46 protein-coding genes are annotated in these 26,203 nt (G+C 50.0%); 7 read left to right on the top strand and 39 right to left on the bottom strand.

Translation table 11 applies throughout. The annotated features are described in order from the left end of the window. The first annotated feature begins 338 nt into the window (after positions 1-338). Positions 339-893, top strand: coding sequence for a gamma carbonic anhydrase family protein (locus FDX22_RS15180; RefSeq protein WP_115257345.1), 555 nt, complete (start codon positions 339-341; stop codon positions 891-893). On the opposite strand, the gene FDX22_RS15175 is transcribed toward FDX22_RS15180, so the two are convergent. From FDX22_RS15175 to dprA, 6 genes are read right to left on the bottom strand one after another with little or no spacing between them, the layout of a single operon-like run. Further along, the gene (locus FDX22_RS15175; protein WP_115257344.1) at positions 869-1,126 is read right to left on the bottom strand and encodes a DUF1488 domain-containing protein; all 258 of its coding nucleotides are present in this window, start codon (positions 1,124-1,126) and stop codon (positions 869-871) included. The two genes, FDX22_RS15180 and FDX22_RS15175, sit on opposite strands and share 25 nt — an antisense overlap. After that, positions 1,123-1,944: a shikimate dehydrogenase gene (aroE, locus tag FDX22_RS15170; RefSeq protein WP_146717415.1), complete on the bottom strand. Its 822-nt coding sequence runs from the start codon at positions 1,942-1,944 to the stop codon at positions 1,123-1,125. Before aroE ends, FDX22_RS15175 begins: the two co-directional genes overlap by 4 nt. A 1-nt stretch (position 1,945) precedes the next feature. Continuing rightward, a complete protein-coding gene (tsaC, locus tag FDX22_RS15165; protein ID WP_096755444.1) occupies positions 1,946-2,518 on the bottom strand; it encodes an L-threonylcarbamoyladenylate synthase type 1 TsaC in 573 nt (190 codons plus the stop codon). Between the two features lie 4 nt (positions 2,519-2,522). Further along, complete coding sequence (locus FDX22_RS15160; RefSeq protein WP_096755443.1) at positions 2,523-3,065, bottom strand: type I DNA topoisomerase; 543 nt, start codon at positions 3,063-3,065, stop codon at positions 2,523-2,525. A gap of 26 nt (positions 3,066-3,091) precedes the next feature. Further along, complete coding sequence (smg, locus tag FDX22_RS15155; protein ID WP_003031162.1) at positions 3,092-3,565, bottom strand: DUF494 family protein Smg; 474 nt, start codon at positions 3,563-3,565, stop codon at positions 3,092-3,094. Continuing rightward, the gene (gene dprA / locus FDX22_RS15150) at positions 3,537-4,661 is read right to left on the bottom strand and encodes a DNA-protecting protein DprA (protein WP_135911305.1); all 1,125 of its coding nucleotides are present in this window, start codon (positions 4,659-4,661) and stop codon (positions 3,537-3,539) included. The genes smg and dprA overlap by 29 nt, the downstream gene beginning before the upstream one ends. 130 nt (positions 4,662-4,791) lie before the next feature. On the opposite strand from dprA, the gene def reads away from it, so the two are divergent. The 5 genes from def (at position 4,792) to mscL (ending at position 9,557) form a co-directional block, all read left to right on the top strand. Next, positions 4,792-5,301, top strand: coding sequence for a peptide deformylase (gene def / locus FDX22_RS15145; RefSeq protein WP_096755441.1), 510 nt, complete (start codon positions 4,792-4,794; stop codon positions 5,299-5,301). Between the two features lie 14 nt (positions 5,302-5,315). Further along, positions 5,316-6,263: a methionyl-tRNA formyltransferase gene (gene fmt, locus FDX22_RS15140; RefSeq protein ID WP_115257341.1), complete on the top strand. Its 948-nt coding sequence runs from the start codon at positions 5,316-5,318 to the stop codon at positions 6,261-6,263. Between the two features lie 51 nt (positions 6,264-6,314). Continuing rightward, positions 6,315-7,604, top strand: coding sequence for a 16S rRNA (cytosine(967)-C(5))-methyltransferase RsmB (rsmB, locus tag FDX22_RS15135; RefSeq protein ID WP_096755439.1), 1,290 nt, complete (start codon positions 6,315-6,317; stop codon positions 7,602-7,604). A 21-nt stretch (positions 7,605-7,625) separates the two neighbouring features. Next, complete coding sequence (gene trkA / locus FDX22_RS15130) at positions 7,626-9,002, top strand: Trk system potassium transporter TrkA (RefSeq protein WP_096755438.1); 1,377 nt, start codon at positions 7,626-7,628, stop codon at positions 9,000-9,002. 141 nt (positions 9,003-9,143) lie between these two features. Beyond that, positions 9,144-9,557: a large-conductance mechanosensitive channel protein MscL gene (mscL, locus tag FDX22_RS15125; protein WP_096755437.1), complete on the top strand. Its 414-nt coding sequence runs from the start codon at positions 9,144-9,146 to the stop codon at positions 9,555-9,557. Here the strand turns inward: mscL and arfA are convergent. The 31 genes from arfA to rpsJ all read right to left on the bottom strand — a co-directional run bounded on the left by arfA (position 9,554) and on the right by rpsJ (position 24,389). Then, positions 9,554-9,772, bottom strand: coding sequence for an alternative ribosome-rescue factor ArfA (arfA, locus tag FDX22_RS15120; protein ID WP_096755436.1), 219 nt, complete (start codon positions 9,770-9,772; stop codon positions 9,554-9,556). The genes mscL and arfA overlap by 4 nt on opposite strands. A gap of 57 nt (positions 9,773-9,829) precedes the next feature. Continuing rightward, on the bottom strand, positions 9,830-10,255 hold the full coding sequence (zntR, locus tag FDX22_RS15115; protein WP_045448272.1) for a Zn(2+)-responsive transcriptional regulator: 426 nt from the start codon (positions 10,253-10,255) through the stop codon (positions 9,830-9,832). 10 nt (positions 10,256-10,265) lie between these two features. Continuing rightward, positions 10,266-10,634, bottom strand: coding sequence for a DUF1992 domain-containing protein (locus FDX22_RS15110; RefSeq protein ID WP_146717414.1), 369 nt, complete (start codon positions 10,632-10,634; stop codon positions 10,266-10,268). Positions 10,635-10,741: 107 nt separating this feature from the next. Then, complete coding sequence (gene rplQ, locus FDX22_RS15105) at positions 10,742-11,128, bottom strand: 50S ribosomal protein L17 (protein WP_042395993.1); 387 nt, start codon at positions 11,126-11,128, stop codon at positions 10,742-10,744. 40 nt (positions 11,129-11,168) lie between these two features. After that, complete coding sequence (gene rpoA / locus FDX22_RS15100; protein WP_096755434.1) at positions 11,169-12,158, bottom strand: DNA-directed RNA polymerase subunit alpha; 990 nt, start codon at positions 12,156-12,158, stop codon at positions 11,169-11,171. Between the two features lie 25 nt (positions 12,159-12,183). Next, positions 12,184-12,804 (bottom strand): 30S ribosomal protein S4, encoded by a 621-nt coding sequence (gene rpsD, locus FDX22_RS15095; protein WP_003031138.1) that lies wholly within the window; start codon positions 12,802-12,804, stop codon positions 12,184-12,186. A gap of 32 nt (positions 12,805-12,836) precedes the next feature. Next, entirely contained in the window at positions 12,837-13,226 is a 390-nt protein-coding gene (gene rpsK, locus FDX22_RS15090) for a 30S ribosomal protein S11 (protein WP_003031137.1), read from the bottom strand. Between the two features lie 16 nt (positions 13,227-13,242). Continuing rightward, the gene (gene rpsM, locus FDX22_RS15085) at positions 13,243-13,599 is read right to left on the bottom strand and encodes a 30S ribosomal protein S13 (RefSeq protein ID WP_003031135.1); all 357 of its coding nucleotides are present in this window, start codon (positions 13,597-13,599) and stop codon (positions 13,243-13,245) included. A gap of 146 nt (positions 13,600-13,745) precedes the next feature. Beyond that, positions 13,746-13,862, bottom strand: coding sequence for a 50S ribosomal protein L36 (gene rpmJ, locus FDX22_RS15080; protein WP_000868187.1), 117 nt, complete (start codon positions 13,860-13,862; stop codon positions 13,746-13,748). A 30-nt stretch (positions 13,863-13,892) separates the two neighbouring features. Next, the gene (secY, locus tag FDX22_RS15075) at positions 13,893-15,224 is read right to left on the bottom strand and encodes a preprotein translocase subunit SecY (RefSeq protein WP_001118864.1); all 1,332 of its coding nucleotides are present in this window, start codon (positions 15,222-15,224) and stop codon (positions 13,893-13,895) included. 7 nt (positions 15,225-15,231) lie between these two features. Beyond that, positions 15,232-15,666 (bottom strand): 50S ribosomal protein L15, encoded by a 435-nt coding sequence (gene rplO, locus FDX22_RS15070; RefSeq protein WP_096759320.1) that lies wholly within the window; start codon positions 15,664-15,666, stop codon positions 15,232-15,234. A 3-nt stretch (positions 15,667-15,669) separates the two neighbouring features. Next, positions 15,670-15,849 carry a 50S ribosomal protein L30 gene (gene rpmD / locus FDX22_RS15065; RefSeq protein ID WP_001140434.1) on the bottom strand — a complete coding sequence of 60 codons (180 nt, stop codon included), beginning with the start codon at positions 15,847-15,849 and terminating at the stop codon, positions 15,670-15,672. 3 nt (positions 15,850-15,852) lie between these two features. Then, positions 15,853-16,356, bottom strand: a complete 504-nt coding sequence (rpsE, locus tag FDX22_RS15060; RefSeq protein ID WP_003031131.1) for a 30S ribosomal protein S5 — start codon at positions 16,354-16,356, stop codon at positions 15,853-15,855. 14 nt (positions 16,357-16,370) lie between these two features. Beyond that, entirely contained in the window at positions 16,371-16,724 is a 354-nt protein-coding gene (gene rplR / locus FDX22_RS15055) for a 50S ribosomal protein L18 (RefSeq protein WP_000358960.1), read from the bottom strand. 9 nt (positions 16,725-16,733) lie between these two features. Beyond that, a complete protein-coding gene (gene rplF / locus FDX22_RS15050) occupies positions 16,734-17,267 on the bottom strand; it encodes a 50S ribosomal protein L6 (protein WP_096759319.1) in 534 nt (177 codons plus the stop codon). A gap of 12 nt (positions 17,268-17,279) precedes the next feature. Then, complete coding sequence (gene rpsH, locus FDX22_RS15045) at positions 17,280-17,672, bottom strand: 30S ribosomal protein S8 (RefSeq protein ID WP_003031127.1); 393 nt, start codon at positions 17,670-17,672, stop codon at positions 17,280-17,282. Positions 17,673-17,702: 30 nt separating this feature from the next. Beyond that, a complete protein-coding gene (gene rpsN, locus FDX22_RS15040; RefSeq protein ID WP_003031125.1) occupies positions 17,703-18,008 on the bottom strand; it encodes a 30S ribosomal protein S14 in 306 nt (101 codons plus the stop codon). Positions 18,009-18,022: 14 nt separating this feature from the next. Further along, positions 18,023-18,562, bottom strand: a complete 540-nt coding sequence (gene rplE, locus FDX22_RS15035; RefSeq protein WP_003031123.1) for a 50S ribosomal protein L5 — start codon at positions 18,560-18,562, stop codon at positions 18,023-18,025. Positions 18,563-18,576: 14 nt separating this feature from the next. Next, complete coding sequence (gene rplX, locus FDX22_RS15030; RefSeq protein WP_003031122.1) at positions 18,577-18,891, bottom strand: 50S ribosomal protein L24; 315 nt, start codon at positions 18,889-18,891, stop codon at positions 18,577-18,579. 10 nt (positions 18,892-18,901) lie between these two features. Then, positions 18,902-19,273 carry a 50S ribosomal protein L14 gene (gene rplN / locus FDX22_RS15025; protein ID WP_000613954.1) on the bottom strand — a complete coding sequence of 124 codons (372 nt, stop codon included), beginning with the start codon at positions 19,271-19,273 and terminating at the stop codon, positions 18,902-18,904. Between the two features lie 162 nt (positions 19,274-19,435). After that, positions 19,436-19,690 (bottom strand): 30S ribosomal protein S17, encoded by a 255-nt coding sequence (gene rpsQ / locus FDX22_RS15020; RefSeq protein WP_017460070.1) that lies wholly within the window; start codon positions 19,688-19,690, stop codon positions 19,436-19,438. Beyond that, entirely contained in the window at positions 19,690-19,881 is a 192-nt protein-coding gene (gene rpmC / locus FDX22_RS15015) for a 50S ribosomal protein L29 (protein ID WP_000644742.1), read from the bottom strand. Before rpmC ends, rpsQ begins: the two co-directional genes overlap by 1 nt. After that, complete coding sequence (gene rplP / locus FDX22_RS15010) at positions 19,881-20,291, bottom strand: 50S ribosomal protein L16 (protein ID WP_000941212.1); 411 nt, start codon at positions 20,289-20,291, stop codon at positions 19,881-19,883. Before rplP ends, rpmC begins: the two co-directional genes overlap by 1 nt. A gap of 12 nt (positions 20,292-20,303) precedes the next feature. Next, positions 20,304-21,002, bottom strand: coding sequence for a 30S ribosomal protein S3 (gene rpsC / locus FDX22_RS15005; protein ID WP_006817277.1), 699 nt, complete (start codon positions 21,000-21,002; stop codon positions 20,304-20,306). 17 nt (positions 21,003-21,019) lie between these two features. Further along, a complete protein-coding gene (gene rplV / locus FDX22_RS15000; protein ID WP_000448832.1) occupies positions 21,020-21,352 on the bottom strand; it encodes a 50S ribosomal protein L22 in 333 nt (110 codons plus the stop codon). 14 nt (positions 21,353-21,366) lie between these two features. Then, positions 21,367-21,645: a 30S ribosomal protein S19 gene (gene rpsS / locus FDX22_RS14995; protein WP_001138115.1), complete on the bottom strand. Its 279-nt coding sequence runs from the start codon at positions 21,643-21,645 to the stop codon at positions 21,367-21,369. A gap of 16 nt (positions 21,646-21,661) precedes the next feature. Further along, positions 21,662-22,483: a 50S ribosomal protein L2 gene (gene rplB / locus FDX22_RS14990; RefSeq protein ID WP_038634702.1), complete on the bottom strand. Its 822-nt coding sequence runs from the start codon at positions 22,481-22,483 to the stop codon at positions 21,662-21,664. A 17-nt stretch (positions 22,484-22,500) separates the two neighbouring features. Next, the gene (gene rplW, locus FDX22_RS14985) at positions 22,501-22,803 is read right to left on the bottom strand and encodes a 50S ribosomal protein L23 (protein WP_004868363.1); all 303 of its coding nucleotides are present in this window, start codon (positions 22,801-22,803) and stop codon (positions 22,501-22,503) included. Further along, complete coding sequence (gene rplD, locus FDX22_RS14980; protein ID WP_003031119.1) at positions 22,800-23,405, bottom strand: 50S ribosomal protein L4; 606 nt, start codon at positions 23,403-23,405, stop codon at positions 22,800-22,802. Before rplD ends, rplW begins: the two co-directional genes overlap by 4 nt. 10 nt (positions 23,406-23,415) lie before the next feature. Continuing rightward, positions 23,416-24,045: a 50S ribosomal protein L3 gene (gene rplC, locus FDX22_RS14975; RefSeq protein ID WP_096759318.1), complete on the bottom strand. Its 630-nt coding sequence runs from the start codon at positions 24,043-24,045 to the stop codon at positions 23,416-23,418. Positions 24,046-24,077: 32 nt separating this feature from the next. Beyond that, complete coding sequence (gene rpsJ, locus FDX22_RS14970; protein ID WP_001181005.1) at positions 24,078-24,389, bottom strand: 30S ribosomal protein S10; 312 nt, start codon at positions 24,387-24,389, stop codon at positions 24,078-24,080. 380 nt (positions 24,390-24,769) lie between these two features. Between rpsJ and FDX22_RS14965 the strand changes: the two genes are divergently transcribed. After that, positions 24,770-25,237, top strand: coding sequence for an A24 family peptidase (locus FDX22_RS14965; protein WP_115259893.1), 468 nt, complete (start codon positions 24,770-24,772; stop codon positions 25,235-25,237). Here the strand turns inward: FDX22_RS14965 and bfr are convergent. Both bfr and bfd read right to left on the bottom strand, forming a co-directional pair. Further along, positions 25,234-25,710: a bacterioferritin gene (gene bfr / locus FDX22_RS14960; RefSeq protein WP_146717413.1), complete on the bottom strand. Its 477-nt coding sequence runs from the start codon at positions 25,708-25,710 to the stop codon at positions 25,234-25,236. The genes FDX22_RS14965 and bfr overlap by 4 nt on opposite strands. Before the next feature lie 71 nt (positions 25,711-25,781). Beyond that, positions 25,782-25,976, bottom strand: coding sequence for a bacterioferritin-associated ferredoxin (gene bfd / locus FDX22_RS14955; protein WP_003031111.1), 195 nt, complete (start codon positions 25,974-25,976; stop codon positions 25,782-25,784). Positions 25,977-26,203 lie beyond the last annotated feature (227 nt).

The following is a 26,203-nucleotide window of genomic DNA, read 5'->3' as shown; positions in this document are numbered from 1 at the left end:
TTAAAGAGCAGTGCAACACGGCTTTCGCTCACTGTTGCGAGGTGGTGTATATTACGCTTTCCTCTTTCAGAGTCAACCGTTTATTTCAGGTTTTTCTCTTCAACCGAACCGGCTGTTTGTGTGTAGTGATTCACATCCGCCGTGTCGATGGAGGCGCATTATAGGGATCCCATTTTTTAGCACAAGTGTTTTTTAGATCTTTTTTGCTGAGTGGCTGTTTTTTACCCCTTTCGCTACATTCCTGCACAATATGCCTGATTTTTGATAACTAAATCGCTTGCACAGTCTCGATAATCAAACCAAAGTCTTCATTACTGCTCTATTCTATTGAGGTAAACATGTCTGATGTACTGCGTCCTTATAAGGATCTTTTCCCGCAGATCGGGAAACGCGTGATGATCGACACCAGCAGCGTCATCATTGGTGATGTTCGTCTGGCTGATAATGTTGGGATCTGGCCTCTGGTCGCGATCCGTGGTGACGTGAACTACGTACAAATCGGCGCCCGCACAAACATTCAGGACGGTAGCGTGTTACATGTCACGCATAAATCAGCATCTAACCCGCAAGGCAATCCACTGATCGTGGGTGAGGATGTCACCGTGGGCCATAAAGTCATGCTGCACGGCTGCGTCATTGGCAACCGCGTTTTGGTCGGTATGGGATCGATCCTGCTGGACGGTGTCGTAGTAGAAGATGACGTAATGATTGGCGCGGGAAGTTTGGTTCCGCAAAACAAACGCCTGGAGAGCGGGTATCTGTACCTGGGCAGCCCGGTTAAACAGATCCGCCCACTCAGCGATGAAGAAAAAGCGGGCCTGCAGTATTCAGCTAACAACTATGTGAAATGGAAAGACGAGTATTTGAGTCAGGATAACCAAACCCAACCGTGAGCATCTTCTTGCTGAGCCTGGATCAATGCTTCGGCTTCATCTTCCAGATCCCAGCGATGCTCCCGAAAAATTTCCATCCACTGTTCAGGCGAGTTGCCGCCAAAGCGACGCGCCAACACCTCTCCGTTGATGGCGCATGTTAGCTGCATACCCTGAACCATCGCCGGGAAAACGACAGCATCTATATCTGACTTCCATTCTTCTCTATCGGGAAACTGGATAGCCTGGTTCACTCGGACAGTTCCTGTTGCAGCTGTTTAATGACGGGTTCCGTCTTCGGCAATACGCCATGCCAGAGTAAAACGGCATGCGCTGCCTGCCCTACCAACATTCCCAACCCATCAGCACAATGTTTTGCTCCCTGTAATGCGCACCAGGACAAGAACGGCGTATTCCCTTTCTGATAAAACATGTCGTAGCAATAAACAGAAGCGTTGATCAGTGATGCAGGGATAGCCGGAACATCCCCACTAATCCCACTGGAGGTCGCATTAATAATGAGATCGAAGGTGTTATTCTCAAGCTCATCAAATCCCACGGCCTGAACGCTACCGGTATGGGAAAAGATCTGAGCCAGTTCTTCTGCACGCGAAGCGGTACGGTTTACGATGGCCACCGCACAATCCATAGAAAGAAGAGGGAGCAATACCCCGCGGGATGCCCCACCAGCCCCAATAAGTAAAATACGCGATCCGGGACGAATAAAAGCTAAACGTTCAAGATCGCTTAATAAACCAATACCATCGGTGTTATCCCCAAGTAAGCGTCCATCTTCCAAACGCTTAAGCGTGTTAACCGCCCCGGCAAGCGATGCCCGTTCTGTTAATTCATCAGCCCGCGCAAATGCCTCTTCTTTAAAAGGAACCGTAATATTCGCCCCTTTACCGCCCTCTGCAAAGAAGGTGTTCAGCGTATTCACAAAATTATTGATTGGCGCCAGCACCCGTCCATAGGTGTGATCGATATTCAGTTGCTCTGCAAATTGCTGATGAATAAAAGGCGATTTGCTGTGCGCGATTGGATTGCCAAAAACAGCATAGGCTTCTTTCATATTACCCCTGTCGAAATTGTTCACCCGTCAAGGCATCACGGATTTCCGAAGGATTTAAACGCCCCCCGGTATCACCTTCGACAACGGGGAAATCTATACCAAACTGCACGCGTACTTCCTCTACCGTTCTGCAAGGGGGTAGACCACTCAAATTAGCACTGGTAGAAACTAACGGTTTACCATAAGCCTGGCACAACGCAACCACCAGCGGATGATCCGTGACGCGCACGGCCAGCGAATCAAAACGGCCGGTTAACCAACGTGGTGTCGTTATCGCTGCCGGAAACACAAAGGTAACGGGACCTGGCCAACACGCGAAAATAGCATCACGTTGGGCATCAGTGAGCATGCTGTCATCAATATACGGCTTGAGTTGGTCAAAATTTGCCGCAATTAAAATCAAGCCTTTATCAATTGGTCGTTGTTTTAGTTCCAACAGACGAGTAACAGCCGTTTCGCTATCTGGGTCACAGCCGACGCCGAAAACAGCTTCTGTTGGATAAGCGATGACTTTATCTTGTTTCAGAACCGCTATCGCAGCAGCGATGGGATCTGTGGGCAGGTTATTATTCACTTTTTTATTCCGCCGAGACCGGCTTTCCACATTGTTTACTGGCACAAAAGTGTTTCACACCCTGTGCGGTTTTCTTTTCGATGAGAAGTGGATAGTGACACTCAGGACACTCTCCAGCCAGAGGTTTGAAGTTGATGACAAACTGACACTCAGGATAGCGATCGCAGGAGTAAAAAGTTTTGCCATAACGTGAACGCCGCTGGACCAACTGGCCTGTCCGGCATTGAGGGCAAACAATCGCCGTTTCATCTGGTTTGTCGATAAGTTCAGTATGGTCACATGCCGGGTAATCGCTACACCCAATAAACATACCGAATCGTCCCTGCCTCAGCACCAGCTCAGCACCGCACTCAGGACAAAACTTACCCTCCAGAACTTTGACAATATGTCCGTCCGCAGAGGATTTTAGCGGACGGACATAGTCGCATTCCGGATACTGTGAACAACCGAGAAACGGGCCATGTTTCCCAGAGCGAATAACCAGTTCAGCCCCGCATTGTGGGCAGGGCTCGTTTTTACGCACCGCAAACAGTGCTGATTTAGCCATAACAACTCATGCTGAATGAAGATTGATTAATGCAGCATACCTTCATTCACTTCAAAGAGTAATTCTTCCATTTGCTGATACGCATTTTCACAACCGGGAATGTTGAATAAAACCATCAGGATCACCCACTTCAGGTCTTCCAGATCGAATTCTGCTGTATCCAGCGCGAGTACACGCTCAATCACCATTTCTCGCGTTTCGAGGTTTAGCACCTGGATCTGCTCCAGGAATAATAAGAACCCCCGACAACTCGCATCCAGGCGATCGCACTCTTCCGCCGTATAAATACGAATAGACAGAGGGTCAGATGCAAGCTGCATAGGTTCGGCAAGGCCATCCTGATAATCAGCCAGTTTTTCCAGCCACAGTAACGCGTTGTAGATGTCTTCACGATCAAAACCAGCGTCGGTAAGATCCCGTTCCAGTTTGTCCTGATCCACACGCAGCTCCGCTTCGTTATGGATATATGTCTCAAACAAATACATTAGTACGTCGAACATGGCATGCCCTCCTCAATCGGACATAGCCGCCGGGTACAGCTGCGATCCATCCTGCTAACTCCAGTTCGAGTAGCTGAGCCACTACCTCTGGCACAGGTTGGCCGGCACGTTCAGCGACGACGTCAACAGGTGTTACCTCATCTCCTACGTTAGCCAGGAGCTCAGGAAATGGCAATGCCACCTCTTCGTGATCTGGTGAATAAATTGAATTTTCAGGTTCATCTGGCACCCAATGTAAACCGTATTGCAAATTCTCCAGAATATCTTCTGGAGCCGTAACCAACGTCGCTCCTTGCTTAATGAGCCAATGTGGCCCCTCACAACCTGGGTTCCCTATTGGCCCTGGTAACGCAAAAACGTCCCGTCCTTGCTCCAGGGCACAACGCGCAGTCACCAGCGAACCGCTACGCTGAGCGGCCTCAATCACTAGTACGCCTTTGCTTAAGCCACTGATAATACGATTTCGTCGCGGAAAATTGCGCGGTAGAGGAAGCATATCCAAAGGGAACTCGGACACCAGCGCGCCTCCAGCCTCAATCAGACGTTCGGCAAGATGCGCGTGCCGCCGTGGATGAATGGTTTCCAGGCCGTTCCCCAGCACGGCGATACTGGTTCTATTCATATTTACCGCCGCGTTGTGCGCGACGCCATCGATCCCCCGTGCCAGCCCGCTGGTGATTGTCACACCGCAAGCGGCAAGCTTCTCACAGAATAATCGCCCCCAGCGCTCTCCATACCAGGAATGTTGCCGGCTCCCCACAACAGCGACCTGAAAAGAGTGTAAACAATCGGGATCGCCAACAATAAAGAGGAGTCCCGGGTAATCTTCAGTGGCGCGAAGCTGCGGCGGATAACGTTCGCTATCGGCAAAAACGACATGGTGATGCGGTAACTCCAGCCAGCGCAGCGTTTTTTCCAATTCAATGTCGGAAAAGCTTAAAAAACGTGCGGCCTGGCGGGGAGAGAATCCTGCATACTGGAGTATCGTTTTGTTAATACACGGTTGAGCAATAAGCCAGTGAGCAATGCGCACCATCTCATCACCATAAAGTTCACATACTCGTGCTAAACGTAACCAAATTTCGGTGTGGGTCATCCCTTTTCCCCCTGCCACAAGCAGTCATAGCAATCTTTGCGATTGGTCACTGATGCTGTCAATCAGAAGGGGTTTTGTCTAGAATAGAGGTAATAATCTTTCCAACTCCTGAACACAACTCTGGATAACTATGTCAGTTTTGCAAGTGTTACATATCCCGGACGAGCGTCTTCGCAAAATCGCAAAACCGGTTGAAGAAGTGAATGCAGAAATTCAGCGTATCGTCGATGATATGTTCGAGACGATGTACGCCGAAGAAGGTATTGGCCTAGCGGCAACGCAGGTTGATATTCATCAGCGCATCATTGTTATTGATATCTCTGAAAATCGCGATGAGCGCCTGGTGTTGATCAACCCTGAGCTACTGGAAAAAGACGGTGAAACCGGCATTGAAGAAGGTTGCCTGTCTATTCCCGAACAGCGAGCATTAGTACCGCGCGCTGAGAAAGTAAAAATTCGCGCACTCGATCGTGAGGGTAACCCCTTTGAACTGGAAGCCGATGGCCTGTTAGCGATCTGCATTCAACACGAAATGGATCACCTGGTCGGTAAATTGTTTATTGATTATCTGTCGCCGTTGAAACAACAACGCATTCGTCAGAAAGTTGAAAAACTTGACCGCCTGAACGCCCGACCTTAAGGACAAGAATCAACGTGTCAGACTCACTACGTATTATTTTTGCGGGTACACCTGACTTTGCAGCGCGTCATCTCGACGCGCTGCTGTCTTCTGGACATAACGTCGTCGGCGTATTTACCCAACCGGATCGCCCAGCAGGACGTGGTAAAAAGCTGATGCCCAGCCCGGTAAAAGTGCTGGCCGAAGAAAAAGGGTTACCGGTTTTTCAGCCCGTCTCTCTTCGTCCTCAGGAAAACCAGCAGTTAGTTGCTGACCTGCACGCAGATGTAATGGTGGTAGTGGCATATGGCCTTATTCTGCCAAAAGCCGTGCTGGACATGCCGCGCTTGGGATGCATCAACGTCCATGGTTCCCTGCTTCCTCGCTGGCGCGGCGCGGCACCCATCCAACGTTCACTGTGGGCTGGCGATACCGAAACCGGCGTCACCATCATGCAGATGGATGTCGGTCTGGATACCGGCGATATGCTACACAAACTCTCTTGCCCAATCACCACTGAAGACACCAGCGCCAGCCTCTACAATAAGTTAGCCGAACTCGGCCCACAGGGACTGCTGCACACACTGCACCTGTTGGCAACGGGCACCGCGAAACCTGAAGTCCAGGATGAATCGCTGGTGAGCTATGCCGAGAAGCTAAGTAAAGAAGAAGCCCGCATGGACTGGACGCTTAGTGCCGTTCAGCTGGAGCGCTGCATTCGCGCCTTTAATCCATGGCCGATGAGTTACATCGTCATTGATGAGCAGCCGGTCAAAATCTGGCAGGCCACGGTGATTGATAAACCTGCAGGTGCCGAACCAGGAACGATTCTGGAAGCAACCCGCCAGGGTATTCAGATTGCGACAGGCGATGGCATCCTGAATCTCATCTCTTTGCAGCCAGCCGGTAAAAAAGCCATGAGCGCGCAGGACCTGTTGAATTCACGCCGGGAATGGTTCGTTCCTGGAAACCGTCTGCTCTGACGGTTCATCTCTTAAAGCCCGGCATCTCCGGGCATTTTTATTTTTGCGGTTATGAAAAAAAATCTAAATTTACGCAGTATGGCGGCGCAGGCCGTCGAACAGGTTGTCGAAAAGGGGCAGTCGCTAAGCAATGTGCTACCTGCCATGCAGCAGAAAGTTGCCGATAAAGATAAGGCGCTGTTACAGGAACTTTGCTTCGGCGTATTGCGCACCCTCTCCCAACTTGAGTGGATGATCAAACAGCTGATGGAACGCCCGATGACGGGTAAACAGCGCACGGTCCACTACCTGATCATGGTCGGTTTCTACCAACTACTGCATACCCGTATCCCTCCTCATGCTGCATTAGCTGAAACAGTGGAAGGCGCGGTCGTGATCAAACGCCAGCAGTTGAAAGGCCTGATTAACGGCGTACTACGCCAGTTTCAGCGCCGCCAGGACGAACTGTTAACCGAGTTTGCACAAAGCGAACTGCGCTTCTTACACCCATCCTGGTTAGTAAAACGCATTAAGAATGCTTATCCACAGCAGTGGGAAACCATTCTTGCGGCTAATAACCAGCGTCCGCCAATGTGGCTACGCGTTAACCGTAACCACCACTCGCGCGACGCGTGGCTAGCATTGCTGGCGGAAAGTGGTCTTACCGGCTTCCCACACCCGGATTACCCGGATGCTGTGCGTCTGGAAACCCCAGTGTCAGTTCTGGCATTGCCCGGCTTCGAGCAGGGATGGGTAACCGTCCAGGACGCTTCCGCTCAAGGATGCGTAAGCTATCTGCAGCCGAAGAACGGTGAACAGATCCTCGATTTATGTGCAGCGCCAGGTGGAAAGACGACACATATTCTGGAAGTTGCTCCGAATGCAAATGTAATGGCGGTCGACGTAGACGAAAAACGTCTGTCACGCGTCTACGACAACCTGAAGCGTTTGGGCATGAAGGCCACCGTCAAGCAGGGCGATGGTCGTTTTCCACAACAATGGTGTGGCGAACAGCAGTTCGATCGTATTCTGCTGGATGCTCCATGCTCAGCCACTGGGGTCATTCGTCGCCATCCGGATATTAAATGGCTGCGCCGTGACCGGGATATCACCGAGCTTGCCCAACTACAGGCAGAGATCCTGAATGCGACTTGGGCGCATCTGAAGCCGGGCGGCACGCTGGTTTATGCAACCTGTTCTATTCTGCCTGAAGAGAACCAGCAGCAGATTGCGGCCTTCCTGACGCGTACGCCAAACGCGGTATTAAGCGAAACCGGCACACCTGAGCAACCAGGCCGCCAGAATTTACCGAGTGCAGAAGAAGGTGATGGCTTCTTTTACGCTAAGCTAATCAAAAAGTGATGAGATAACGGGTCGCGACTGATGAAAATTATCATTCTGGGCGCAGGGCAAGTTGGTGGTACGTTGGCTGAAAACCTGGTCGGCGAGAACAACGATATCACGGTAGTCGATACCAACGGTGAACGCTTGCGCAGCCTGCAGGACAAGTTCGACCTCCGCGTTGTGCAGGGGCATGGCTCTCATCCCCGCGTACTGCGCGAAGCTGGCGCCGACGACGCTGATATGCTGGTCGCCGTGACCAGCTCTGATGAGACCAATATGGTCGCCTGTCAGGTCGCTTATTCGCTCTTCAATACGCCTAATCGTATCGCACGTATTCGGTCACCGGATTATGTGCGCGATGCCGATAAACTCTTCCACTCCGAAGCGGTACCTATCGATCACCTCATTGCCCCAGAGCAACTGGTTATCGACAGCATCTACCGGCTGATTGAATATCCTGGTGCCCTACAGGTGGTAAATTTTGCCGAAGGTAAAGTCAGTCTCGCAGTGGTTAAAGCCTATTATGGCGGTCCACTGATCGGTAACGCACTGTCGACTATGCGCGAGCATATGCCGCATATCGATACCCGCGTTGCGGCAATTTTCCGCCATGACAGACCTATTCGCCCGCAGGGCTCTACCATCGTGGAAGCAGGTGACGAAGTATTCTTTATTGCAGCGTCACAACATATTCGCGCAGTGATGAGCGAACTGCAGCGTCTGGAAAAACCCTACAAGCGCATCATGCTTGTGGGCGGCGGTAATATCGGTGCCGGACTCGCTCGGCGGCTGGAAAAGGATTACAGCGTTAAGTTGATCGAGCGCGATCAGCAACGAGCTTCAGAGCTTGCTGAAAAGTTACAAAATACGATCGTCTTTTTTGGCGATGCTTCGGATCAAGAACTGCTCGCCGAAGAGCATATTGATCAGGTTGATCTGTTTATTGCCGTCACTAACGATGACGAAGCTAACATCATGTCGGCAATGCTGGCTAAACGTATGGGCGCCAAGAAAGTAATGGTGCTGATTCAACGTAAGGCGTACGTTGATCTGGTACAGGGCAGCGTGATTGATATTGCCATTTCACCACAGCAAGCAACGATCTCTGCATTGCTCAGCCACGTCCGTAAAGCAGATATCGTCGGCGTTTCTTCGTTGCGCCGTGGTGTGGCAGAAGCCATCGAAGCTGTCGCGCACGGAGATGAAACTACATCCCGGGTTGTCGGCCGTGCAATTGACGAGATTAAGCTGCCGCCAGGAACAATCATTGGCGCCGTTGTTCGGGGTAATGACGTAATGATCGCTAATGACAACTTGCGTATTGAGCAGGGTGATCACGTCATTATGTTCCTGACCGATAAAAAATTTATTACCGATGTCGAACGTTTATTCCAGCCAAGTCCCTTCTTTCTGTAATTATGAGGGTGCTAGTACAGCGCCCTTTTTATTTCCCCTTATTTTTCATGGTCTAATAAATCCCCCTGTCAGCAATACATAAATGGAAATTGTCTTAACATTTGTTAGACTTATAAATGTCAGCTGCATAGGGAGAATAAAATGAGCATTATTAAAGAATTTCGCGAATTCGCGATGCGCGGGAATGTTGTAGATTTAGCAGTGGGTGTCATTATTGGTGCGGCATTCGGTAAGATTGTTTCGTCACTGGTTGCCGACATCATCATGCCACCACTGGGCTTGTTAATTGGTGGGATTGATTTTAAACAGTTTGCCTTAACGTTACGCGACGCGCAGGGAGATATCCCGGCGGTCGTGATGCACTACGGTGTGTTTATTCAGAATGTGTTTGATTTCATTATTGTTGCCTTTGCTATCTTTATGGCCATCAAGCTAATCAACAGACTGAATCGCAAAAAGGCTGAAGAGCCAACAGCACCGCCAGCCCCATCAAAAGAAGAGGTGTTGCTGAGTGAAATACGTGACCTGCTGAAAGAACAAAATAACCGTTCTTAAGCACTCACTGAAACAAGAAGGCCAGTGGTAAAAAAGTGATTCACTTTCTTGCCACTGGCCTCCCAGTTACCCCGATTTCCTTGTTTACCTTTACGCTGATAACTTCCTTTTCCTTTCTTATTTTTCTCAACCCGCTGTCTGAATAGCGGGTCATGTAATAGTGCTTCAATGGCGTTGTCCTTTATCTGCCCTTTGGTGTGCTGATAACGACTCATAATCTCTCCAGTGTGTAATAATTTACGCCGCGAGTGTAGACCTGACTGTTCAATAAATCAACAGCCTGATTTTGTTCCGCTAGCGCCTTGCTCAAGTGCCTCGAGAATAGAGCAGTAAACGCTGCTATGCGCCATGCCGCAGCATGCATCGTTCAATCGCTGTAGCGAGCGCTGCATTGTCTGAAGCTCAGCAATTCGGGCTTCAACCTCTTTTAATCTTTCCTGAACAATTCCCTTAGACTCCTGGCAGGTATGGTGCTCAGGATCGATACGGATCGAGAGTAACTCGCGGATCGACTCCAGAGTAAAACCAAGCTGTCGGGCATAACGAATAAATTTAAGACGTTGAAGATCGCTTTCGGTATAGAGTCGAAATCCACCTTCAGTGCGTACTTCATGCTCCATCATTTGCTGCTTTTCATAGTAGCGGATGGTATCTGGCGTGACTTCAGCCAGTTTAGCTAATTCGCCAATACGATACATGGTACCTCCGCTAATCATCACTAATCCGATGCAGAAGTTTTTCTGCATATTCCCCACGCAAAAACTCGGTGCTGAGTCCAGCCTGTCGAAGTTTAAGTTCAAGGAGCGAAAGACGTCGACTTACCTCCTCATACTGAACCTCATCTTTACGAATTCCTGCAAGGATATCAAGCAGACGAATTGCTTCTCTGCGCAGCTCAAGTTCGGGAGGAAGGCAACCCGAATTTTTTAATAGCCTGTAGCCGGCTCGCAGTTCCGGTGGAATATGAGAATCATCATCCAGAGCAAGCGGCTCACTGGAACCCGGTAAATCATCAAACTCGCCTTTGGCCTGCGCGTCATTAATATGGCGCTCTGCCCACTGGTCCAGTAACCACATACAGTGCCCCAGGGGGTGAACAAAAAAAGTACAGTTCGTATAGATAGGTTGGGGTGCTTCGGATATAAAAAAACCCGCCGGGGCGGGTTTTTTTACGTTACTACAGATTACTCTGCAGCAGCTTCTGCTTGCGATTCAGAGCGATCAACCAGCTCGATGTATGCCATCGGCGCATTGTCGCCTGCACGGAAGCCACACTTCAGAATGCGAGTGTAACCACCGGCGCGGCTCGCGAAACGCGGGCCCAGCTCGTTAAACAGTTTTGCCACGATCTCGTTATCACGAGTACGGGCGAATGCCAGACGACGATTAGCTACGCTATCAGTCTTGGCAAGAGTAATCAGCGGCTCAACTACGCGGCGCAGCTCTTTCGCTTTAGGCAGGGTCGTCTTGATGATCTCATGACGAACCAGTGAACCTGCCATATTGCGGAACATAGCCTGGCGATGGCTGCTGTTGCGGTTCAGTTGACGACCACTCTTACGATGGCGCATGACCTTATCCTTCTCAGTAAAACCTTAACCTGTGATCCGGTTACTCGTCAGCGATGCTTGCCGGTGGCCAGTTTTCCAGGCGCATGCCCAGAGACAGTCCACGGGAAGCCAGCACGTCTTTAATCTCAGTAAGAGATTTTTTACCAAGGTTAGGCGTCTTAAGAAGCTCAACCTCAGTACGCTGTACCAGATCACCGATATAGTGGATAGCTTCTGCTTTGAGGCAGTTAGCAGAGCGGACAGTCAATTCCAGATCGTCAACAGGGCGCAGCAGGATCGGATCGAACTCTGGTTTCTCTTCTTTAACTTCCGGCTGACGTACATCACGTAAATCAACGAAAGCTTCAAGTTGTTCTGCCAGAATGGTTGCCGCACGACGAATCGCCTCTTCAGGATCGATTGTGCCGTTGGTTTCCATTTCGATGACCAGCTTGTCCAGGTCGGTACGCTGTTCTACACGCGCAGCTTCAACATTGTAGGCAATACGCTCTACAGGGCTGTAGCAGGCGTCGACCAGCAGACGGCCGATTGGGCGCTCATCTTCTTCCGAATGAATTCGGGTAGAAGCCGGCACATAACCACGACCGCGCTGAACTTTGATACGCATGCTAATAGATGCGTTCTCATCGGTCAGGTGGCAGATCACGTGCTGTGGCTTGACGATTTCGACATCACCATCATGGGTGATATCGGCTGCAGTCACAGGGCCAATGCCAGATTTATTCAAGGTAAGAATAACGTCATCTTTACCCTGAACTCTCACCGCCAGCCCTTTCAGGTTGAGCAGGATTTCCAGGATATCTTCCTGAACGCCTTCTTTGGTGCTGTACTCATGTAGTACACCATCAATCTCAACCTCGGTCACCGCACAACCCGGCATCGATGAGAGCAGAATACGGCGCAGTGCGTTACCCAAAGTATGGCCAAAGCCACGCTCTAAAGGCTCAAGGGTCACCTTGGCGTGCGTCGAACTCAGTTGCTCGATATCTACCAGGCGCGGTTTTAGAAACTCTGTCACAGAACCCTGCATTGTGTCCTCTCTTTGGTACTAAGCTTTACTTGGAGTAAAGCTCGACGATCAGGTGTTCGTTAATGTCCGCAGACAGATCAGAACGCTCCGGCTTACGCTTGAACGTACCTTCCATCTTGCCAGCATCAACTTCCAGCCAGGTTGGCTTTTCACGCTGCTCAGCCAGCTCCAGAGCGGCTTTCACGCGAGACTGCTTCTTCGCTTTCTCACGAATGCTAACAACGTCATTCGGACTAACCTGATAAGAAGCGATGTTAACAACACGACCGTTTACCATAATTGCTTTATGGCTGACCAGCTGACGTGCTTCTGCACGAGTGGCACCGAAGCCCATACGGTATACAACGTTGTCCAGACGACCTTCCAGCAGACCCAACAGGTTTTCACCGGTGTTGCCTTTCAGACGTGCTGCTTCTTTGTAGTAGTTACGGAACTGACGCTCCAGCACACCGTAGATACGGCGAACTTTTTGCTTTTCACGCAACTGCACACCATAGTCAGACAGACGCGGTTTACGCGCACCGTGCTGGCCAGGAGCTTGTTCAATTTTACACTTGGTATCGATCGCGCGAACGCCAGACTTAAGGAATAAGTCAGTGCCCTCACGACGGCTCAGCTTGAGCTTAGGACCCAAATATCTTGCCATTTTCTTTCTCCAACAATCCTAGAAACGAGGCGTTATACGCGACGTTTTTTCGGCGGACGACAACCGTTATGAGGGATCGGAGTCACATCAGTAATATTAGTGATGCGGAAACCAGCGGCGTTCAGAGCACGAACAGTAGATTCGCGACCTGGACCCGGTCCTTTGACCATAACTTCCAGATTCTTGATACCGTATTCTTTTACGGCTTCAGCGCAACGCTCTGCTGCAACCTGAGCTGCAAACGGAGTGGATTTGCGAGAACCACGGAAACCGGAACCACCGGCTGTTGCCCAACCCAGCGCGTTACCCTGACGATCAGTAATGGTAACGATGGTGTTGTTAAAAGAAGCATGGATATGAGCCACGCCGTCAGAGACTTGTTTTCTTACACGTTTACGTGCACGAATTGGTGCCTTTGCCATTATTCAATCACCCCGATTATTTCTTGATCGGTTTGCGCGGACCCTTACGGGTACGTGCGTTGGTCTTGGTACGCTGACCGCGAACCGGGAGACCACGACGATGACGCAAACCGCGATAGCAACCAAGGTCCATAAGGCGCTTGATGCTCATGCTAACTTCACGGCGCAGATCACCTTCAACGACAAATTTGGCAACTTCGTCACGCAGCGTGTCGATTTGTTCTTCAGACAGCTCACTGATCTTAACATCTTCAGCGATACCCGCTGCAGCCAGAATGGCCTTAGAACGGGTCTTGCCGACGCCGTAGATCGAAGTTAATGCGATCACAGCATGTTTCTGATCAGGAATGTTAATGCCTGCTATACGGGCCACTATGCACTCCTACTATTTAATATGTACGCACCATGCTGAAAAGCCCGTTTTCAGGATACTCAAATGGAAACGCACAGACATACAAAAGATTGGCTGGCTAATCTAGCCAGCTCAACCCAACTTTGCAAGAAAAATATGCGAATAAATCAGCCTTGGCGCTGTTTATGCTTTGGCTCGGCACTGCAAATCACACGGATGACACCATCACGCTTAACGATTTTGCAGTTACGGCATAATTTCTTGACGGAAGCACGAACTTTCATTTTTACTCTCCGTAACTTCTCGGGCGACTGTTAACGGCCGTAGCCTTTCAGATTCGCCTTCTTCAATGCAGACTCATACTGACTTGACATCATCAGAGTTTGCACTTGAGCCATAAAGTCCATAATCACGACAACAACGATAAGCAGTGAGGTTCCACCGAAGTAGAACGGTACTTTCATTGCATCACGCATGAACTCCGGGATCAGGCAGATAAAGGTAATGTAAAGCGCACCAACCAAGGTCAGGCGGGTCATTACTTTATCGATATACTTCGCCGTTTGCTCTCCCGGACGAATTCCTGGTACAAATGCACCGGACTTCTTCAGGTTATCTGCTGTTTCACGCGGGTTGAAAACCAACGCCGTGTAAAAGAAACAGAAGAAGATGATTGCAGACGCATAGAGTAACACATAAAGCGGTTGCCCAGGCTGCAAATACAGCGAAATTGTTGTCAGCCAGTTCCAACCAGTACCGCCCCCGAACCATGACGCGATGGTCGCCGGGAACAGAATAATACTGGAAGCGAAGATTGCTGGGATAACCCCGGCCATATTCACTTTCAGCGGTAAATGTGTGCTCTGTGCAGCATAGACACGACGACCTTGCTGACGTTTCGCGTAGTTTACCACAATGCGGCGTTGACCACGTTCAACAAATACAACAAAGAACGTCACTGCAAATACTAATACTGCAACCAACAGCAACACGAGGAAGTGCAGGTCGCCTTGACGCGCTTGCTCGATAGTATGGGCAATGGCTGGCGGGAGTCCCGCGACGATACCGGCGAAGATAATGATTGAGATACCGTTGCCGATACCACGTTCAGTAATCTGTTCACCCAACCACATCAGGAACATTGTCCCTGTAACCAGACTTACAACAGCGGTGAAATAGAATGCAAAACCTGGATTCATCACCAGGCCTTGCATACCAGGCATATTCGGCAGACCGGTAGCAATACCGATCGACTGGAATATCGCCAGCACCAGAGTACCGTAGCGGGTGTACTGGCTGATCTTACGACGACCAGACTCCCCTTCTTTCTTAATTTCCGCCAACGTTGGATGAACCACCGTCAGCAACTGGATAATGATCGACGCCGAAATATACGGCATGATCCCCAGAGCAAAGATAGAAGCACGGCTGAGAGCACCACCAGAGAACATGTTGAACATTTCAATGATAGTGCCTCGCTGTTGCTCAAGCAGTTTGGCAAGTACAGCGGCATCAATACCAGGGATCGGAATGAAAGAGCCAATACGGAACACAATCAGCGCGCCGATAACAAACAGCAGTCTGCGTTTCAGCTCGCCTAAGCCACCTTTGGCACTTTGAAAATCTAATCCCGGTTGTTTAGCCATCTGCTACTTATTCCTCGATTTTACCGCCAGCAGCTTCGATAGCAGCACGAGCGCCTTTAGTAACACGCAGGCCACGAACAGTTACCGGAGTAGTGACTTCACCAGCCAGGATCACTTTCGCGAACTCGATCTGGATACCGATAATGTTTGCTGCTTTCAGCGTATTCAGGTCTACAACACCGCCTTCAACTTTAGCCAGGTCAGACAGACGAACTTCGGCTGTGATCGCTGATTTACGTGAAGTGAAGCCGAATTTCGGCAGACGACGGTACAGAGGCATCTGACCACCTTCGAACCCGCGACGTACGCCACCGCCAGAACGAGACTTCTGACCTTTGTGACCACGACCACCGGTTTTACCGAGGCCAGAACCGATACCACGACCCAGGCGGCGAGCCGCTTTTTTAGAGCCTTCGGCCGGAGACAGAGTATTTAAACGCATCTCTTACTCCTCAACTTTAACCATGAAGGAAACCGCGTTGACCATACCACGAACAGCAGGAGTATCCTCGCGTTCTACGGTGTGACCAATACGACGCAGACCCAGGCCAAGCAGCGTTGCCTTGTGTTTCGGCAGACGACCGATTGCACTGCGGGTTTGAGTAATTTTAATAGTCTTTGCCATGGTTTATTTCCCCAGAATTTCTTCAACGGATTTACCACGCTTGGCAGCGACCATTTCCGGAGATTTCATATTTTCCAAACCATCGATAGTTGCACGAACCACGTTAATCGGGTTGGTGGAACCATACGCTTTAGCCAGAACGTTACGAACTCCAGCGACTTCCAGAACGGCGCGCATTGCACCACCGGCGATGATACCGGTACCTTCGGAAGCCGGCTGCATGAAGACACGAGAACCCGTGTGAGTACCCTTAACCGGGTGCTGCAGGGTGCCGTGGTTCAGCGCGACGTTAATCATATTGCGACGGGCTTTTTCCATCGCTTTCTGGATCGCTGCTGGAACTTCACGCGCTTTACCGTAACCAAAACCAACGCGACCGTTACCATCGCCAACTACAGTCAGAGCTGTGAAGGAGAAAATACGACCACCTTTAACGGTTTTAGATACGCGGTTAACCGCGATCAGCTTTTCCTGCAGTTCGCCAGCTTGTTTTTCGATGTGAGCCATCTTACACCTCTACCTTAGAACTGAAGGCCAGCTTCACGGGCAGCATCTGCCAGTGCCTGGACACGACCATGATATTGGAACCCGGAACGGTCAAAGGATACATCTTTGATGCCTTTTTCCAGAGCGCGTTCAGCAACAGCTTTACCTACAGCTGCAGCAGCGTCTTTGTTACCGGTGTACTTCAATTGTTCAGCGATAGCTTTTTCTACAGTAGAAGCAGCTACCAGAACTTCAGAACCGTTCGGTGCAATTACCTGTGCGTAAATATGACGCGGGGTACGATGTACCACCAGGCGAGTTGCACCCAGCTCCTGGAGCTTGCGGCGTGCGCGGGTCGCACGACGGATACGAGCAGATTTCTTATCCATAGTGTTACCTTACTTCTTCTTAGCCTCTTTGGTACGCACGACTTCGTCGGCGTAACGAACACCCTTGCCTTTATATGGCTCAGGACGACGGTAGGCGCGCAGATCTGCTGCAACCTGACCGATCAGCTGTTTATCAGCGCCTTTCAGCACGATTTCAGTCTGGGTCGGACATTCTGCAGTAATACCTGCCGGCAGCTCATGATCAACGGGATGAGAGAAACCTAAAGCCAGGTTTACTACATTCCCTTTGACCGCTGCGCGGTAACCTACACCAACCAGCTGCAGCTTCTTAGTGAAGCCTTCGGTAACACCGACAACCATTGAGTTCAGCAGGGCACGCGCGGTACCAGCCTGAGCCCAACCATCTACGTAACCATCACGCGGACCGAAGGTCAGTGCATTATCTGCATGATTAACTTCAACAGCATCGTTGAGAGTACGAGTCAGCTCGCCGTTCTTACCTTTGATCGTAATAACCTGACCGCTGATTTTTACATCAACGCCGGCAGGAATAACGACCGGTGCTTTAGCAACACGAGACATTTTTTCCTCCGATTAGGCTACGTAGCAGATAATTTCGCCACCAAGACCAGCTTGGCGCGCTGCACGATCAGTCATAACACCTTTAGAGGTAGAAACAACTGCGATACCCATGCCAGCCATAACTTTTGGCAGCTCGTCTTTACGCTTATAAATGCGCAGACCTGGGCGACTGACACGCTGAATGCTTTCTACAACAGCTTTACCCTGGAAATACTTAAGAGTAAGTTCCAGTTCCGGCTTGGTGTCGCCTTCAACTTTAAAATCTTCAATAAAACCTTCTTCCTTCAGCACGTTGGCAATTGCCACTTTCAGCTTGGAGGAAGGCATGGTGACCGCAGCTTTATTCGCGGCCTGACCGTTACGGATACGGGTCAGCATATCCGCGATCGGATCTTGCATGCTCATCTGTCTTTACTCCCGTGATTCAATTGGTAATTACCAGCTAGCCTTTTTCAAGCCCGGTACTTCACCGCGCATAGCGGCTTCACGAAGCTTAATACGGCTCAACCCGAACTTGCCCACATAGCCATGCGGACGACCTGTTTGACGGCAGCGGTTACGCTGACGAGACGGGCTGGAATCACGCGGCAGAGACTGCAGCTTCAGAACTGCGTTCCAACGATCTTCGTCGGTCGCGTTCACATCAGAGATAATAGCCTTCAGTTCAGCGCGTTTTGCGAAGTACTTATCAGCTAAAGCTACGCGCTTTACTTCGCGTGCTTTCATTGATTGCTTAGCCATTCAGTAACCCTACCTTACTTGCGGAACGGGAAGTCAAAGGCAGCCAGCAGAGCACGGCCTTCTTCATCAGATTTCGCAGTAGTGGTAATGGTAATATCCAAACCACGCACGCGGTCGACTTTATCGTAGTCGATTTCTGGGAAGATGATCTGCTCACGGACACCCATGCTGTAGTTACCACGACCGTCGAAAGACTTAGCGGACAAGCCACGGAAGTCACGGATACGTGGAACAGCAATAGTGATCAGGCGCTCAAAGAACTCCCACATGCGTTCGCCACGCAGAGTTACTTTACAGCCGATCGGATAGCCCTGACGGATTTTGAAGCCTGCAACAGATTTGCGTGCTTTGGTGATCAACGGCTTTTGACCGGAGATTGCTGTCAGATCAGCTGCTGCGTTATCCAGCAGTTTCTTGTCAGCGATCGCTTCACCAACACCCATGTTCAGGGTGATCTTCTCGACCCGAGGGACTTGCATGACAGAATTGTAGTTAAACTCAGTCATGAGTTTAGCGACTACTTCGTCTTTGTAGTAATCATGCAGTTTCGCCATCGTACTACTCCAAATTACTTGATAGTTTCGCTGTTAGACTTGAAGAAACGGACTTTTTTGCCATCTTCGAATCTAAAGCCTACACGGTCAGCCTTGCCGGTTGCCGCGTTGAAGATAGCAAGGTTAGAGATCTGAATAGCTGCTTCTTTCTCTACAATGCCGCCTGGTTGGTTCAGGGCCGGAACCGGCTTCTGATGTTTCTTAACCAGGTTGATACCTTCAACAATGACCTTGCCGGAAGACAGGACATTTTTTACTTTACCGCGTTTACCTTTATCTTTACCGGTTAACACGATAACTTCGTCATCACGACGGATCTTCGCTGCCATGATTCGCTCCTTAGAGTACTTCTGGTGCCAGAGAGATAATTTTCATGAACTTCTCGTTACGAAGTTCACGAGTTACCGGCCCAAAAATACGCGTACCGATAGGTTGCTCACTGTTATTGTTTAAAATAACGCATGCATTACCATCGAAGCGAATGACAGAACCGTCCGGGCGACGAACACCCTTCTTGGTGCGCACCACTACCGCCTTCAGCACATCACCTTTTTTGACCTTACCACGCGGAATTGCTTCCTTGATGGTGATCTTGATGATGTCGCCTACGCCTGCGTAGCGACGGTGCGAGCCACCCAGAACCTTGATACACATTACGCGACGTGCACCGGAGTTGTCGGCGACGTTCAGCATAGTCTGTTCTTGGATCATTTTAGTGCTCCGCTAATGTCAACTACTACTGAGACCCGAAAATCAGGTCGTTAAAAAGCCCCATATCGGGGGCGCGGCATTATAACACCGCTTCAACGATATGGGTAGAAAAAATAAACGGCTCATCGCTGAGCCGTTTATTCGTTGAGAATGCATACTCTATTACAGAATAGCTTTCTCTACAACGCGAACCAGCGTCCAGGACTTAGTCTTGGACAGCGGACGGCATTCGCGGATTTCAACCACGTCACCAGTACCGCATTCGTTGTTCTCGTCATGTACGTGCAGTTTGGTCGTACGCTTGATGAATTTACCGTAGATCGGGTGTTTCACAAAACGTTCGATAGCAACAACAATGGATTTCTCCATTTTGTCGCTAACAACGCGACCTTGCAGAGTACGGATTTTATCGGTCATTACGCACCCGCCTTCTCAGTCAGTAAAGTCTTAACGCGTGCGACATCACGACGCACTTGCTTCAACAGGTGAGACTGTTGCAGCTGGCCACTTGCAGCCTGCATACGCAGGTTGAACTGCTCACGCAGCAGATTCAGCAGCTCGGTGTTCAGCTCTTCAACACTCTTCTCACGCAGCTCTTTTGCTTTCATTACATCACCGTCTTAGTTACAAAGGTGGTTTTAATCGGCAGTTTCGCTGCTGCCAGCTTGAATGCTTCACGGGCCAGCTCTTCCGGTACACCGTCCATTTCATACAGGACTTTACCCGGCTGAATCAAGGCAACCCAATACTCCACGTTACCTTTACCTTTACCCATACGCACTGCCAGCGGCTTTTCAGTGATCGGTTTGTCCGGGAATACACGGATCCAGATCTTACCTTGACGCTTAACTGCACGGGTCATAGCACGACGTGCTGCTTCGATCTGACGGGCAGTCAGACGACCACGGCCAACAGCTTTCAGACCGAAGCTGCCGAAGCTAACATCCGTACCCTGCGCCAGACCGCGGTTACGGCCTTTGTGCATTTTACGGAATTTTGTACGCTTTGGTTGTAACATCAGCGACGCTCCTTATTTACGGCCTTTACGCTGCTGCTTTTTAGGTTGAGCAGCCGGTTCCGGTTGTTCAACAGCAGCCATACCACCCAGGATCTCGCCTTTGAAGATCCATACCTTAACGCCGATTACACCGTAAGTGGTGTGCGCTTCAGAGGTGTTGTAGTCGATGTCAGCACGCAGAGTGTGCAGCGGTACGCGACCTTCGCGGTACCATTCGGTACGTGCGATTTCCGCGCCGCCCAGACGGCCGCTAACTTCAACTTTAATACCTTTAGCGCCCAGACGCATTGCGTTCTGTACAGCACGCTTCATAGCACGACGGAACATAACACGACGTTCCAGCTGAGAAGTGATGCTGTCAGCAACTAATTTTGCGTCCAGTTCAGGCTTACGCACTTCGGCGATATTGATCTGGGCAGGAACGCCAGCAATATCAGCTACGACTTTGCGCAGTTTTTCTACGTCTTCGCCTTTCTTACCGATAACGATACCCGGGCGAGCGGTGTGAATGGTCACACGGATGCTCTTAGCCGGACGCTCGATAACGATACGAGATACAGACGCTTTAGCCAGTTCCTTAGTCAGGTACTGACGTACTTTAAAATCGCTGTCCAGGTTGTCAGCGAATTCTTTGGTGTTCGCAAACCAGGTTGAGTTCCATGGTTTTACAATACCCAGGCGAATACCATTAGGATGTACTTTCTGACCCATTGCTAGTCTCCAGAGTCTCAGCGATCGGACACAACCACAGTAATGTGGCTGGTGCGCTTCAGGATGCGATCTGCACGACCTTTTGCACGCGGCATAATGCGCTTCATGCTAGGGCCTTCGTCTACGAAAATTTTCGTAACTTTCAGATCGTCAATGTCAGCGCCATCGTTGTGTTCAGCGTTAGCAATGGCAGATTCCAGGACTTTCTTAACCAGTACAGCCGCTTTCTTATTGGTGTAGGTCAGAATATCCAGAGCCTGCGACACTTTCTTACCGCGAATCAGGTCTGCAACAAGGCGAACCTTCTGAGCAGAAGAACGAGCATGGCGATGTTGAGCTAAAGTTTCCATCTCTTCCTCCTACCTTATTTCTTCTTCGCTTTTTTATCAGCAGCATGGCCGCGATAAGTACGAGTCGGTGCGAATTCACCCAGTTTGTGACCGACCATTTCGTCGGAAACAAATACCGGAACGTGCTGACGACCATTATGGACAGCGATGGTCAAACCGATCATGTTAGGAAAGATCGTTGAACGACGGGACCAAGTGCGCAGGGGCTTCTTGTCTCCGCTTTCCACCGCTTTCTCTACCTTCTTCAGCAAGTGCAGGTCAATAAAAGGACCTTTCTTGAGAGAACGTGGCATGGCTTATCCTCTAAAATTATTTGCTACGGCGACGTACGATGAATTTATCAGTACGCTTGTTGCTGCGGGTCTTCTTACCTTTGGTCTGAACGCCCCACGGAGTTACCGGGTGCTTACCAAAGTTACGACCTTCACCACCACCATGTGGGTGATCGACTGGGTTCATCGCAGTACCGCGAACGGTAGGACGAACACCACGCCAGCGTGCAGCACCTGCTTTACCCAGAACGCGCAGCATATGCTCAGCATTGCCAACTTCGCCCAGAGTTGCACGGCAGTCTGCTTCGACTTTACGCATTTCACCAGAACGCAGACGCAGGGTGACATAAGCACCATCACGAGCAACGATCTGAACGTAAGTACCAGCGGAACGTGCCAGCTGACCGCCTTTACCTGGTTTCATTTCTACGTTATGAACGGTAGAACCAACCGGGATATTGCGCATCGGCAGGGTGTTACCTGCTTTGATTGCAGCATCAACGCCAGATTGAACCTGGTCGCCAGCTTTCAGGCCTTTAGGGGCCAGGATGTAACGACGTTCGCCGTCTTTGTACAGAACCAGCGCGATGTTCGCGGAACGGTTCGGATCGTACTCAAGACGTTCAACAATTGCCGGGATACCGTCTTTGTTGCGTTTGAAGTCAACGATACGATAAGCCTGCTTGTGACCACCACCGATGTGACGAGTGGTGATACGGCCATTGTTGTTACGACCACCGGATTTGCTGTTTTTTTCAACCAGCGGAGCAAAAGGTTTGCCCTTGTGCAGCTCTGGGTTGACCACTTTAACAACGTGGCGACGACCCGGAGATGTCGGTTTACATTTAACAACTGCCATTGTATTACTCCTCCGACTTACTCAGCGCCGCCGACGAAGTCCAGATTCTGGCCTTCCTTCAGGGTGACGTAAGCTTTTTTCCAGTCGCTACGACGACCGATACGCTGTCCGTGACGTTTAACTTTCCCTTTAACAACCAGGGTGTTAACGACTTCGACTTCGACTTCAAACAGTTTCTGCACAGCAGCTTTGATTTCTGCTTTGGTCGCGTCTTTAGCAACTTTGAGAACGATGGTATTGGTTTTTTCCATCGCAGCAGACGCTTTTTCAGAAACGTGCGGTGCGCGCAGCACCTTCAGCAAACGTTCTTCACGAATCATGCCAGCATCTCCTCAACTTGCTTAACAGCATCAGCAGTCATTACGACTTTGTCGAAGGCGATCAGGCTAACCGGGTCGATACCAGTTGCATCGCGTACGTCAACCTTGTGCAGGTTGCGCGCAGCCAGGAACAGGTTTTCGTCCAGCTCACCGGTGATGATCAGCACATCTTCCAGAGCCATGTCTTTCAGTTTCTGTGCCAGCAGCTTAGTTTTAGGCGCTTCTACAGAGAATGATTCGACAACGATCAGACGATCCTGACGTACCAGTTCGGACAGAATGCTTTTCAGCGCGCCGCGGTACATCTTTTTGTTAACTTTTTGACTGTGGTCCTGCGGGCGAGCAGCGAAGGTTACGCCACCGGAACGCCAGATCGGGCTCTTGATAGAACCTGAACGCGCACGGCCGGTACCTTTCTGGCGCCACGGCTTTTTGCCTGAACCAGTTACTTCAGCACGAGTCTTCTGAGCACGAGTACCCTGACGAGCACCAGCTGCATAAGCAACAACAACCTGGTGAACCAGCGCTTCGTTGAAATCACGACCGAAGGTAGTTTCGGAAACAGTCAGCGCGCTCTGCGCGTCTTTCAATACTAATTCCATTGCTATCCCCTTACGCCTTCACAGCTGGTTTAACGATCAGGTCGCAACCGGTCGCACCCGGAACACCACCTTTAACCAGCAGCAGGTTGCGCTCAGCGTCAACGCGTACTACGTCAAGGCTCTGAACGGTGACACGCTCGTTACCCATCTGACCTGCCATTTTCTTGCCTTTGAACACTTTGCCCGGAGTCTGGTTCTGACCGATAGAACCCGGAACGCGGTGAGACAAGGAGTTACCGTGAGTCGCGTCCTGGGTACGGAAGTTCCAGCGCTTAACGGTACCAGCGAAACCTTTACCTTTAGAGGTACCGGTTACGTCAACTTTTTTAACGTCAGCAAACAGTTCAACGCTAATGTTCTGACCAACGGTGTATTCTTCACCATCTGCCAGACGGAACTCCCACAGGCCGCGGCCAGCTTCTACGCCAGCTTTAGCAAAGTGACCAGCTTCCGGCTTGGTTACACGGTTAGCTTTTTTAGCACCAGTGGTAACCTGAACAGCGCGATAGCCATCGTTAGCCAGATCTTTGATCTGAGTAACGCGGTTTGCTTCAACTTCGATAACGGTTACTGGGATAGATACGCCATCTTCAGTGAAGATGCGGGTCATACCCACTTTTTTACCGACTAAACCAATCATTGTATCAACCTCTCAATCGCTCGATGACCTGATTAACCCAGGCTGATCTGCACGTCTACACCGGCAGCCAGGTCCAGACGCATCAGAGCATCAACGGTTTTTTCAGTTGGCTCAACGATGTCAACCAGACGCTTGTGAGTGCGAATTTCGTACTGATCACGCGCGTCTTTGTTAACGTGCGGAGAGATCAGAACGGTAAAGCGCTCTTTGCGGGTCGGCAGCGGGATCGGACCACGAACCTGCGCACCAGTGCGCTTGGCAGTCTCGACGATTTCCGCGGTTGATTGATCGATCAGACGATGATCAAACGCTTTCAAACGGATACGGATTCTTTGGTTCTGCATGAGACCAGAGCTCCAATTATTTTATAGACGAAATAGTTACTCCTCAAACCCATTACGATTGATGGGAGAGTGTAACCGTTCTTACAGAGTTCCCCGATTGGGAACATTGTCTGGTATCGCTTTCGCAGTACCGGTGGCTCATATCGAACCGCTGTCAATATTAGACAAGCCCGCGCATTATACGTAAATCTCAGCCTTACGCAAGTGCCGTGTAGATATTAATCACTCAACCAGTAATGCGAGCCCGATTCCGCTCTGAATGCAGAGGTTTTTGTTCATCGTAATTTCTCCGGAAGGAAGCCAACAGAATGAGCAATCAAGCCTTGTATGGTCAGCACGATTTCTTGAAGGTGGCATCTATTTCCACAAAGGATTCGCGCATGTACGCCGACCTCCCCTTTCTGTTTTTCTACATTTCATTATGCGGGCTACTTTGGGCCCAGGATTTACGTACCGGGTTATTACCCGACAAGTTGACCTGCCCTCTGCTCTGGTGCGGTCTTATTTACTACCAGTGCTGTAAACCGGCACTGTTATCCGACGCACTTTGGGGAGCCATAGCAGGCTATAGCGCATTTTCGCTGCTCTACTGGAGTTACCGCCTGGTGCGGCGTTATGAGGGATTAGGCTATGGTGATGTAAAATTCCTCGCCGCATTGGGTGCCTGGCATCGGTGGGAGTCATTACCACTATTGGTCTTCCTTGCGGCTTGTTTAGCGTGCTGCATGATGGGAGCTGATTATGTAAGACACGGAAAAAAAGGACTAAAAAACCCGCTGCCTTTTGGACCCTATCTGGCGGCTGCGGGTTTTATTATTGGCGGGGTAAATCTGGTACGGGGCTTTTAGTCACTGACTTTAATTTGCGACTGCAGGTAATTTTGCAATCCCAGTTTTCCAATCAGATCCAGCTCCGTTTCGAGCCAGTCGATATGCCCTTCTTCGTCGGTGAGGATCTCTATCATCATATCCCGACTGACATAGTCATGCACGCTATCGGCATAGGCAATGGCTTCACGTAAAACTTTTGCGCCATCCAGCTCAAGTCGAAGATCTGACTGAAGCATCTCCTCAACGTCTTCGCCAATCCCCAACTTACCCAAGTCCTGTAAATTTGGGAGCCCTTCTAAAAACAAAATACGCTCGATGTATTTATCGGCGTGTTTCATCTCATCAATAGATTCATGGTACTCAACATCATTGAGCCGAGTCAGCCCCCAGTTTTTAAACATTCGGGCATGAAGAAAATACTGGTTGATCGCGACAAGCTCATTTCCCAATAGTTTATTGAGATAACTTATGATTTTAACATCACCTTTCATTTTATAGTCCCTCCGCTTCCACTCTTAGAGCGTAGATGGGGCTACAGGGATGTCAAAAAAAAGAGTGTGACTTAGGCGATCTCTTTAAATTCTGGCATTTGTGTTAATTCATCTTGCATCACTTCACGCGCAGCGCGAATGCATTTACCACATTGATTTCCAACAGGAATAAATTTTCGTAATTGTTGAAAAGATTGCGGATGAAACTGGCGAACAGCCTGACGAATTTTTTTATCACTTATCGCATTACACAAACAAACGTACATGATCGCTCCCGTTCAATTTATGCGCAAAGTGTAAATGAGAATAGTTATGATTACAATAGCACAATACTGTTTGTATGCCGACGCGGCTTGCGAAAAATGCGAATAAATATTACAGGTGTCAAATATCAGGCAGCAAAAAGGGCGCCTAAGCGCCCTTTTCAATTCAAAACTAATTAACGAGTAATTAGCTCAGAACTTTAGCAACAACGCCCGCACCAACAGTACGG

Source organism: Citrobacter sp. TBCS-14, assembly GCF_005280805.1.
GTDB lineage: Bacteria > Pseudomonadota > Gammaproteobacteria > Enterobacterales > Enterobacteriaceae > Citrobacter > Citrobacter gillenii.
This window is presented reverse-complemented; position numbering and strand designations above follow the sequence as displayed.